The 8,690-nt window shown below is 61.0% G+C and carries 6 protein-coding genes; 2 read left to right on the forward strand and 4 right to left on the reverse strand.

The annotated features are described in order from the left end of the window. From ACO1BU_RS34730 to ACO1BU_RS34740, 3 genes are all read right to left on the reverse strand, one after another. On the reverse strand, window positions 1–201 hold a 201-nt coding region (locus ACO1BU_RS34730), incomplete at its 3' end, for a hypothetical protein (RefSeq protein ID WP_424140476.1). 441 nt (window positions 202–642) lie between these two features. Then, window positions 643–1,647 carry a DUF4917 family protein gene (locus ACO1BU_RS34735; protein WP_424140477.1) on the reverse strand — a complete coding sequence of 335 codons (1,005 nt, stop codon included), beginning with the start codon at window positions 1,645–1,647 and terminating at the stop codon, window positions 643–645. A 674-nt stretch (window positions 1,648–2,321) separates the two neighbouring features. Beyond that, window positions 2,322–4,187, reverse strand: a complete 1,866-nt coding sequence (locus tag ACO1BU_RS34740) for an ATP-binding protein (protein ID WP_424140478.1) — start codon at window positions 4,185–4,187, stop codon at window positions 2,322–2,324. A gap of 477 nt (window positions 4,188–4,664) precedes the next feature. Between ACO1BU_RS34740 and ACO1BU_RS34745 the strand changes: the two genes are divergently transcribed. Together ACO1BU_RS34745 and ACO1BU_RS34750 are read left to right on the forward strand one after the other, a co-directional pair. Continuing rightward, complete coding sequence (locus ACO1BU_RS34745) at window positions 4,665–6,905, forward strand: hypothetical protein (RefSeq protein ID WP_424140479.1); 2,241 nt, start codon at window positions 4,665–4,667, stop codon at window positions 6,903–6,905. Window positions 6,906–7,039: 134 nt separating this feature from the next. Further along, window positions 7,040–7,567: a hypothetical protein gene (locus tag ACO1BU_RS34750; protein ID WP_424140480.1), complete on the forward strand. Its 528-nt coding sequence runs from the start codon at window positions 7,040–7,042 to the stop codon at window positions 7,565–7,567. A 242-nt stretch (window positions 7,568–7,809) separates the two neighbouring features. On the opposite strand, the gene ACO1BU_RS34755 is transcribed toward ACO1BU_RS34750, so the two are convergent. Then, complete coding sequence (locus tag ACO1BU_RS34755) at window positions 7,810–8,601, reverse strand: hypothetical protein (protein ID WP_424140481.1); 792 nt, start codon at window positions 8,599–8,601, stop codon at window positions 7,810–7,812. Window positions 8,602–8,690 lie beyond the last annotated feature (89 nt).

An 8,690-nucleotide genomic window follows, 5' to 3' on the forward strand; every position in this document is an offset into this window, starting at 1 on the left:
CGCACCCGGCTGCAGGCTCTCGCGGACCACCCGCACCTTGTCCGCATCAGGCCACTCTCGCCGCCGCACCGGTCGCACCTCGACCTGGACGCCCCGATCCGCGCGCGCTCGCAAAGCGCCCTTCCGATCGTCGGAAGGATCCGCTCCGAGCGCTTCCAACACTTCAGCTTCGTCCGTCATGCCCGCCATCTCGGCAGGCATGACCCGTCACCTCAAGGCCGCTGAGGGCTGACGCTTACCTCGCCGCCGCACCGGTCGCACCTCGACCTGGACGCCCCGATCCGCGCGCGCTCGCAAAGCGCCCTTCCGATCGTCGGAAGGATCCGCTCCGAGCGCTTCCAACACTTCAGCTTCGTCCGTCATGCCCGCCATCTCGGCAGGCATGACCCGTCACCTCAAGGCCGCTGAGGGCTGACGCTTACCGAGGAGGCGGAGGTCAGGGAGGATCATCCGATCCTTCCTCCACCGGGGTCCGCCGTCGTATGTCCAAGCGGCGCGCCAAAGGACGGCGGGCAGATCCTCCACAGGTCTGTTGGCGCCCCCGGTGGAAAGGACGGCGGGAGGGCTTTGGCCCCCCGCCGTTCAGCTTTCGAAGACCGGCGCCGGCCGCGCCCGGCTACCGACCTTGGGCCGCCGAGGTTCCTATCCCCAGATCCGAGCGGAAGCCGCGTCGTAGAACTGCACCTCCAGCGGCCTCCGGGTGCCGCGCCGCTCCGACATCTCCATCGCCCTGCGGACGATGCGGGCGTTGGCGGGCGAGGCAGGATCACCGTAGAGGCTGATGAACAAGCGCTTCACCTTCCCACGCTCGACCTTACGCAGCACGTGTTCGTCGTTCGGTGCGAGCGAGTGGCCGTAGATGAAGAGGTCGCCGGCGATGCTGCCGAAACTTCGCAACGCGCGGCTCAGGTATCCGTGATGCTGAACGCGGGCGAGCTTTTGCCGGCTCTCGCCCTCCGCGACGAAGAGCGGGTAGCGCTCCTTATCCAGTGCCTCCCGGATCTGATCCATCAGCGGCACCGACGTTCGGCTCCAAGTCCGCTTTTGCAGCTCGGCACCAGCGTCAAGGAGGTGAAGCGCACCGTGGAGGAAGTGGACGTCCTGCTTATCCCCGCCCTCCCAGACGACGTACTCGGTCCCCGCCTCGCCCTCGGGGTTCGCGAAGCCGTCCTTCCGGGGCAGGACGGCGCCATCCGCCTCGTCGTGCATGAGCGCCCAGTAGAGGAGGAGATCGTAGTTGAGGGTGTAGTAGCAGTCGAAATTCCGGAGGAAGGCGCGACACGCCGTGAAGGCGGCGTCGCCGACGGCCTGCGGACGGCCGGGATGCCGACTAGCGATCGCCTCGACGAGAATGCTCTTCAGCGCTTCCGCGTCCTCTCGCATCTCCCCCGCCATCAAAGCGCCCGCCGGCCCGAAGGCCGGGGCGATCCTTGCCGCGCTAAGCAGGGCGCGGATCACCTCCTCAAAATCGGAGGTCCCGAGGGCGTCGAACACCGCCTTTGCGCGGGGCAGCCGCGCCAGGTCCGCCGCTTCCAGGAGAGAGCGGTAGGTGAAGGCCTCGGCCCTCCACGCGATGCTGAAGCCGTTGCCGAGGAGGAGCTTGCGCTTGCCCGGCTCGGAGCGCTCCAGCGCCTCTCCAAACGTCATGACCACGGTCATCACGCGGCCTGCCGCAAGGCGAGGGCTCGCCGGAGGCGGAGAACCCGAACCCGGCATCTCCCGGGGGTACCGCCTCGCGCCTCCGCGATCTCGTCGTAGCTTCGGCCAGCGCCGACGTCGCAAAGGATATCCCACTCCGATACCGTCACGCGGCTCCGGATAGCCTTCAGTGTGAGGCCAGCGTGGAGCACGGCCTCCGGGTGCTGGGGGGCGGTCCAACCGGCCGCATGGCGCCGCAACGCGCCCCCGCGGTGTACCTCGCGCCGACGCGCAGTTGAGACGACCCGAGCGACGTCGCTGTCGTTCTCGGAGTCTTCAGCGGAAACGCCGAGGAGGTGGTCGAGGCCAGCCTCGACGGCCCAGGATCGCGCGTCGGCGCGTCGGTTCCGTCCGGCCTGTTGCTGGAGGCGCGCGTACGCGCGCCAGGGATGCGGGATCTCCGCCATCGTCCGAACCCTTTGCTCTGTGCGGGCCACTGTCGGCTCGCGGGGTGGTCGGAACGTCGGCTCGCTCCTTGGCTTCTCCCGCTGCCTCCTCCCAGGACGCTGTGCCTGGACAGGGGTGATGCGGGACCGAGGATCGAGCGTTCGGCCCGGTGTTAGGGTAGCGTCATGTTCCGCTTTGGCAAGATGGCGGGGGGGGCACCCCCCCCCGCCACCCGCTCAGATGGTCATCTGCACCTTGTAGGTTTCGGACCACTCGCGCCGGAGGAGTTCCAGCACCTTCCGCGTTTCGTCGCCGGTCCCGGCAAGACGCCCCTGCGTGCGCGCCAGGGAGAGCAGGAGAAGATCAAGCGCCACGATCGGGCCGCTCTGCTCGGCGGGCACCGCCGGCATCCCCGGCGCTCCCTCAGTCTCGGCCTCGGTCACCTGTCCCATCTTGCTGACAGGATCATACAGGTGCGTGAAGAACGGGTGGGACGTGTTGAGGGTGAGGATCGTCCGGCCGAACCGCTGCTGCACGTCGTAGAAGGGCCAGTACTCGTCGTGGCGGAAGGTAATGATGTACGGGGACGCCTTCACCCGCTCGAAGGCCTCCTCCTCGCTCTCGCCGTCGCGCCGGAGGGTGACGGCGAGGCCGCGGAGATTGTCGTCGAGTTGAGCCTCCTCCTCCGGGGTAAGCACCATCACCTGCGTGCGCTGGAACGGGTCGGCCTCGGCCGCCTTCGCCTCGCTCGCCGTGGGCTTCGCCGGCGTGCGCGCGGCCTTCGCCTGCGCCTGCACCTGCTTGATCGCCTCATTGATGGACGTGATGTCGTCCCCGATCGCTTTCTTGATCGCCTCCTCGACGTACCCCTTCATCCGGACGCCCTGCTTGTTGGAGGCAATGCCGAAGGCCTCGTCCAGCTCGCCAGGGATGTCGATCTGGATCCGATACCAGTAGGTGACGCTGTGGCGCGTGGTGATGCGCGGCATCTGGCCCGCGAACACCTCACGGTCGTTCCGAAGGATCGAGACGGTGTATCCGTCGAAGATGCGCAGATCGTTGTGCTGCACCTTACGGGGCAGGACGGACCACTCCTCGATGGGCAGCCTGAACATTTTGATGGTAATCGTCGCCGCCTCGTCCTCCGGGCCGTTCTCGTGCAGCTTGATCCTCACGGGCTTGGCGAGGATGAGGCGGCTCTGCTTCGGCGTGACGTCGAGCCGCGTGTGGCGCGCGTTCGGCATCGAGTAGGTCGGGTCAGAGGCCTCTACCCGGCGGTTGTTCACGAAAAGTCGGAGACCGGCGCCAATGGCGCGGCGGTACACCCGCGCCATCTCCTTCGTCGCGTGCTCGGCGAGCGTCTGAGCCTTCGCATAGGTGAGACGGTCGCACTCCGGCATGTAGACGATCGTCCCCGAGCGCCCGAGGCGCTCGACGATGTCCTCGTTTCCCTCGACTAGCAACTGCTGCTCAGAGCGGTCCGAGGGGAACGTCATCGCCTTGCGAAAGAGATCGGCGACCTCGTCCGGCAGCTCGGACATGAGGGTGGGATCGGGGAGCTGCACGAGGTTGACCCGCTCCTTCCCGATCGCCTCGACGTCGAGGGTCATGTTGTAGAAGGCGCCCGCCTCCTGCCAGGAGTACAGCTCCATGACGGGGCTCATGCTGAGCGCGGCCGTCTTCATGCCCATCCCGAAGCGGCCGATGCCCTTGCGGTTGTTGAAGTTGAGCGAGCCGCCGAAGGAGGTCGCAACCTTTAGAGTCGCCGGCGCCATGCCGCGCCCATCGTCGTAGACCGCGGCGTCGATCCGGTATTCGCCCCTCTTCCCCGTCTGGCGGAAGAAGACGCGAACCTCTTTTGCGCCGGCCTGGATGGCATTGTCCACGTGCTCGCAGAGCGCCGAGGTGGTGTGGTCGTAGCCGACGTCTCGGAGGGACTGGATGAGGGTCTGCGCGAAGAAGAGCGGGACTGTCGCCTTATCCTTCAGGATGCGGCCCATCACCGCGCGACCGCCGCGCGGCGCGTCGGAGGACCATTCGAGGGTCGGCTCGTCGGGGGCGGCCCCGGGGATGTCATCGGAAATGATGTCGTCGTTCAGCATGGTACTCGTGCTCCATCGTCTGTGATGCCGGCTGTTCGGCATCGGGGCAAGGACCGGAAGCAGCCCTCAATAATGGAGGAGATGGCCGCGGCGGTTCGTTACAGCCGACGCATTCCAACCCGAACTCACCGTCCCACGGGTTGGGAATTGCTGCCGGCCCAGGTTGATCGGCGGCAGTGTCGCCCCATCCTACCTGCCCCAAACACCTCACCCAGCCCTGCCGACCCTGCTGTCAACCTGTCGCACCAGAACGAGGACCGGGAGGTGAAGGCAGGTGAGGGCTGGATGGGATGCGACCCAGGTGGGCGGCTAACGTTGGCCTTACCGGCCGGTCAATATGCGTCAGGGGAGAAGGCCGAGACGGTCTCAACAACAATATTATTGTGATGCCCTAATAAGTTTGTTGAGTAAACGATTGCGGCTCTGCTGAACTCTTGGTCACGACGAGCGGGCGCATGCCGTCGTGATGGAGGGATCATGTCTAAGAGACTTCTGCACTTTGCGGGTGTGCCACTCATCCTCGCAGCGCTGTCGATATCTGATGTCCGGGCACAAAACGGAGCAGAAACGGTGCTCGACAGTGCGTACACGATACCACTGTCGATCGGTGAAACCGTTGAAGTTTTTCCATCAACAACGAACAAGCGCCGCTTCTACGTCGCCCCCATCATGAATTTCTATCCCTTCGACAGGAATGGCACCAACATCCTGTATGCAAGGCATGCGCCGCTCAATGATCAAGCCGGAGCGGCACAGCTAAGCTTCCTTCTTTCAGTACCCGAAGTTCTTGAGGAGATTAGGACTGAACTCGCTCGAAAGCAGGTACGCGGGGATGATGGTGCAGTTCTTACTCGCGAACAGATCGTTATAGATATCCTAAGAATCGACGCGATCCGCCTTGACGTACTGAGCGATGACTACCGCGCGCTGTACGATGTCAGGCCGTTCATTTTGAACAAGCCTCCGTCACGGCAGAATATTTCGATGGAACTAAGCGCAAGGATAAATTCTCGTGAACTTGTGGATCGCATTAATAGTGGAGATATTCAGCTTCTAGTCACCTATGGCTACAATGAGGTAAGCCTTGATGAGTCTCGGCGAGTTTTGAGTTTAAGCCAAGCAATCGAAACCAAGGCATTCCGTGATTTAAGACAGCGTGGCGCAGAAGTTTTCACGGCACAACAGATGGCCCAGGCAGCCAATGCAATCCGAACCGAAATAACTGATAGTTACTATCCAGGTCTAGGAAAAATTGAAGAACGAACACTTTCGGCTGAGGAACTCCTAAGAGCATTCGGAGTGGTCGAGACCTGGCGTGCGACGCAAGAACAACTTCGGTCGATGGATGAACGTCTTCACAGACAGCTTAACCTCAATATTGACCCAAAGGACTATCAGCCATTCTCAGTACAGCGCGAAGTGGTTGATATAGTCAACTCAGAAACAGACCTCAAAACTAAACAGCGGAATTATTTCGAAGCATTTGACAGAAGCCGCCAGAAGTGGAATGTCTCAGTTCAGGGTGGCTACCCTCCTTATTTCGGTGGGTCTGCTAACTACGAAAGCGAAACTGAAAATTTAAGAAGGCGAGAAAATCTCTCAGAAAGAGAGTTCGCAGAGCACATAAGCAAGCACCACGGAGTGTCGTATCGAGACGAAATAAAACTTTTTCGCGGTCTAGAAGTTTACGATTTGCAGCAAATTGAGAGCCGCGGTGCAGTCAATATAACGACTGTTACTTATCGGCCGGATTTGCGTAGAAACATCAGGAATCTTTCCGTTCGCCTGAATCCAAAAGACGAAACCCAAGTTACTCGTCTGGAGCTTAGACAGCGTGGAATCAGAGTAGGTCCTGGCACTGCAGAGTTTGTGAATGCTTCCGGGCAGAGAATATTTTTTGCTGGACGGGATGCAGGGCAGGATGGCAGCGCATTCCTTTACAATGACGGCGGGCAACGTGTCGTAAGTTTGGGCACGAGCGTCAACAACAATGGCTTTGCTGAGTTCCGCAACAGCGCAGGCCAGCAGGTAACATATATCGGCTCAAGCTCTGGGCGCGATGGAATGTTAGATATCTCGAACAATAGCGGCAAAACCGTCGCTAGTATTCGGGTTAACGCCGGGGGATTTGGGCAAATTAGTCTTTTCAATCCGGATGGAAATCGGACAGCTAGGCTGACCACAGACTCTGCCGGAGGCTTTGCGGAATTTTATGACGCACAGGGTAAGGAAGTTGTTTATCTCGGGGCCAGCCGAAGCGGACGAGGAATGCTCACGCTCAACGGTCGAGGTGTGAATGACGTTTCGGAGATCTTCGAGCTCGCTACCCGCGATGGTGTTGCCCCTGGTACAGTGATGTCGATCAGCCAACATGGTGACGGGGTTGAGCCGTCTCGTGTCGCCTATGATAGCCGTGCCGTAGGAGTTGTAAGTGGTGCTGGGGGCTTGACGCCTGGCCTTATATTAGGAAGCAGAACCGACACCTCCAATGATCATCCAGTCGCAGTTACGGGGCAAGTCTATGTGCGCGTAATAAATCGCGGGAACGCGGTGCGTGTCGGCGATCTTTTAGTCAGTTCCGACATTCCTGGTGTGGCCATGAGAGTAGAGGATAGAGAGCGCGCGCTAGGCACTGTGATTGGCAAGGCGCTCGAAGACAGGGTCTTTGCCGAAGATCAAACCGAGGAACTGGTCCGAATGCTTGTCATGAATCGGTAAAATCCAGAACGAGCAACCTCCAACAACCAACTGGCTGCCAGCAGCTTGGCTGCTGGCGCCGTCTGTAAAACGCTATTCCCAGTTAGAGCCGAATTTAACTAGACACAATTTCGAACAGATGAAGGATAATGAATATGCACTTGGCTCCCGCCCTCAAAAACCTCGCTTTATTAGCTATTTTAGCATTTTATGGTGGTTCTTCCTTAAGCAAACCTGCTTCCGCAGCTAGTGGCGACATTTACCTTCAGATAATGGGATCAGATACGTCTTGGGCTGCACGGGAGTTTACTGGACATGCTTTTTCCTGCATTATCCTCCACTTAAATAACGGAGTTAAGGAAGATTGCTACGGATTCTATCCTGCAGGAGAAGGAACTCGGGCAGTGGTAAGTGGTCCCGGAGTTGTTAACAGCGAAATGGATCAAAATCCTTCTCGATTTTCGAGAGTGACAGTTTCGGTTGAAAGGAAAATAACTGATAGTCAGCGACGTGAGATCCTTCAGAGAATGTCCGCTTGGAATTCAGGCCGCTACAATCTGACTAATTCTAGCTGTATAGATTTAGCGCACGATGTTGCCGGCGTTGCCGGTCTTCGCCGGCCAGATCGCGGAGCGCTCCAGTTGCCGGTAGACTATGTAAGGGAACTTGATAAGCTCAACTAAAGTAGCATATCACCGCACAGAAACATGAAGATAATACGGCTTTTAAATATCTGGCCGGTTAATCTTGAGCGGCCATTAGGAAGCTAGCGACGCTAGCCGGCCGGTGCATCTTAGTAATGGCCGGATATTGGCAGGTCTGCCGCCAACTCTCGCTCGAAAGAAGGTGTAATAGCGAATTTCCTTGCAATCACCGGCGAGGGCGTTTATTCGATGTGAATCCGGCTGTTTACCTGAGCGAGTTGCTACATTCCCATGCTCTGTCTACGCTTGATTCCTAAGTGCTGCTTCTCGGTTTCCTGCTGCCGCGCCTGGGTGCGCTCCTGAACGTCCATCGCGAGCGGTCCGTCGCGCAAGACCGACATTACGCGTCCCACCCCGGCGAGGCTCTCGCGCCCATTGAGACCATCGGCGGCCTGTACAGCGTCTGCGCTCCGCACTGCCTCTTGCACGCCCTTAAAGCCTAGTCGCCGCTCCGCTGCCTCGACCACGGCCCGCAGCTCGCGCGCCACCTCCGGCTGTGCCAGCATCTCCCGGCGCCATGCCTCCGCGACCGCCGCATTGCCGGCACCCGCCCCCGACACCCCGGCCCAGTAGTCCCGTACCCCGCTCTGGCCCGCTCCGTCCCGCTGTCGCCGGTCCTCTGCCCGTGCCCGTTCCACGGCCTGCACCGCCGCCCAGGCTGCCGGGCTCAGCCCGGGCACCTCGATCGCATCCCGGCCGCGCTGCGCCTCCACGGCCGCCACATGGGCCGCCCCGGCCCGCCTCCGTGCCCCTGTCTCCCGGGCGAGGCTGCCGGGAACCGCGCGCGCCGCCTCCAGCGCCGCCACTCGCTCCCCCTTCGCTGCCGAGCCCGCAAACAGCCCGTCCCGCCCGCGCAGCGCTCCCAGTGCCTCCGGCCCAGCCTCCTGCAGCCGCCGCAACGCCGTGCGCAGGTTGCCACCCTCCTCCTGCAGCAGCGCCGCCAGCTTCTCCTCCGCCGCACCCGGTGCGTATTCCGGTGATCCTGATCGGCTGTTCCAGCCGAAGGTGATCACCCAATCCGGTGATCATGATCACCTGCCACGCCTTTGGGTTTGGCAGGGGGACGGGGCCGGGGAGCAGTACGGCCGACGGTTGTAGACTT

Origin of the sequence: Roseomonas chloroacetimidivorans (assembly GCF_049629625.1) — a bacterium.
Taxonomy (GTDB): Bacteria; Pseudomonadota; Alphaproteobacteria; order Acetobacterales; family Acetobacteraceae; genus Roseomonas; species Roseomonas chloroacetimidivorans.